Annotated in this window: 2 protein-coding genes; one reads left to right on the top strand and one right to left on the bottom strand. The window is 33.4% G+C overall.

The genetic code is table 11. The features are described from left to right. The first annotated feature begins 59 nt into the window (after window positions 1-59). On the top strand, window positions 60-1,115 hold the full coding sequence (locus EGM88_RS14980; RefSeq protein WP_123899232.1) for an IS110 family RNA-guided transposase: 1,056 nt from the start codon (window positions 60-62) through the stop codon (window positions 1,113-1,115). Window positions 1,116-1,465: 350 nt separating this feature from the next. On the opposite strand, the gene EGM88_RS16080 is transcribed toward EGM88_RS14980, so the two are convergent. Further along, window positions 1,466-1,982 (bottom strand): DUF4844 domain-containing protein (locus EGM88_RS16080; RefSeq protein WP_238988463.1); only part of this gene is annotated, 517 nt, incomplete at its 5' end.

The raw sequence follows: 1,982 nt of genomic DNA, 5'->3' as shown, positions 1-1,982 counted from the left end.
TAGCATCTATGAAAAAGCAGCAGATTGCTTATCTTTAAAGTTCACCAAAACGATAAGATATGAAAACAGAATCTACTGCTCAACCAAAGTTATTCATTGGAATTGACATACACAAACGAAGTTGGAAAATACATTGTGCTACAGATCTATTTTCTGGTAAATCATTTACGATGCCACCAAAGCCAGAAATTTTGAAAGACTATGTATTAAAACATTTTGCAGGTTATGAAGTTTGCACAGCATATGAGGCGGGTTGTTGTGGTTACAGTGCACATCGTAGTTTTAAAAGTTATGGTTGGCGTTCGTTGGTAGTTAACCCTGCAGATATCCATAGAAAGGGTAAAGAAAAATATACCAAAACAGATAAAATAGATGCCCAATTAATAAGCAGAGAGCTCAAAGATGGTCGTTTGGAGAGTATTGTTATACCAGAAGTTCAACGAGAACAATTACGTAGCATGTTTAGAAGACGAAATGATTTGGTTAAGGATTTTAGACGTATAAAAAGTTATATAAAAATGCAATTGTTATACTTTGGCATAGAAGTACCTCAAGAGTTTGATAATGACCATTGGAGTCATAAGTATAGAAATTGGATTGATACTTTGGAATTTGAGTATCCTACTTTGCGATTCACCTTAGATAGTCGCATGCGTAGTTTCAGGTTTATTGACCAAGAATTACGAGATGTATCTACGATGATGCGTAAGTATTGCAAACAGTATTATAAAGAAGATTATAATTTGCTCAGAAGTATTCCGGGTATTGGAGGTATAGTAGCCTGTGGTATTTTATGTGAGTTGGGAGACCTAAGACGTTTTAAGAGCATAAAACATTTTGCAGGTTATGTAGGTTTGGCTCCCGGAGTACACCAAAGTGGAGATAATTTAAGACATACGGGAATCACAAGACGATCTCATCGATTAATACGAAGTTATTTCATTGAAGCTTCATGGCAAGCGATACGTACAGATCCAGTAATGCAGTCGTATTACAGAAAACATATAGGTAAGAACCCAAAAAGTATCATCGTAAAAATAGCAAGGAAGTTATTAAGTAGAACATTAGCCGTAATAAAAACAAGAATTCCCTATCAGATAGGAGTATTAGAATAGAATAATAACATAACAAAGCTCAATGCAAAGTATTAAAAGTCTGTATCACAAAACAACGTAGGTGAACCCAAAAAATGAGGTATCACACATTTATAGCAAGTGGACAGATTTATTATAACTTATAATCATACAGATGCTGGTGACGACTCTAGAAGTTGATCACATATAGGATGCGGAGCAAGTTATATATGGTATTAAATTGTTGATAATCAGTCTAAAGGGTAAAAAGGATTATCAACAATTTAACACCCCAAAAACATCATTATGTAATAATTAAAAATAAAATATTAACTTTGAAGTGAGTGACTAGTGCTTTTCATAGGATACTTTGTTGGCAACAGTTTTTATTTTTAATCTCCTTTTCCTACTGGAACTATAACAAAAGCCCATTCAGCATCGTCAGGAACTTTATATTCGTCTAAAAATTTTCCTCCAAGACCACTAACTTGTGATTTCTTGTCCTCAATTTCAAGTCCATAAGTTTCACCAAACATAAATTTCACTCCATTATCTAATTTAAGAGTGTCAGTATCTTTTAAATTAAAAACTTTAAATTCATTTGGATTTATTTTTAGATTTTCGATGATTCCAATTTCATCAGAGGTTTCATTGAAAATAAATACTCTATATGTTTTTCCTGTTTTATTGTATTTCGCTGGGATTATTGAAACTTCAGTTCCTTTCTCGATAAAGACGTTTCCGTGCGAATCAGTCCACTTTTTTTCTTTCGGCTTTTCCATTGGGTCAAAATCGTACATAAATTTATTGAGTTGTCCATTCGAGCTTTCCAATTCCACAATGTCCATTAATTCCTCAATGTATGAGCAAACCCTTTCTCGGTCTTCCGTATCTAATTCCAGATAAATA

Source organism: Aureibaculum marinum, from assembly GCF_003813905.1.
Taxonomy (GTDB): Bacteria; Bacteroidota; Bacteroidia; order Flavobacteriales; family Flavobacteriaceae; genus Aureibaculum; species Aureibaculum marinum.
The sequence above is the reverse complement of the archived record's forward strand: the minus strand, read 5'-3'. Positions and strand labels throughout refer to the sequence as shown.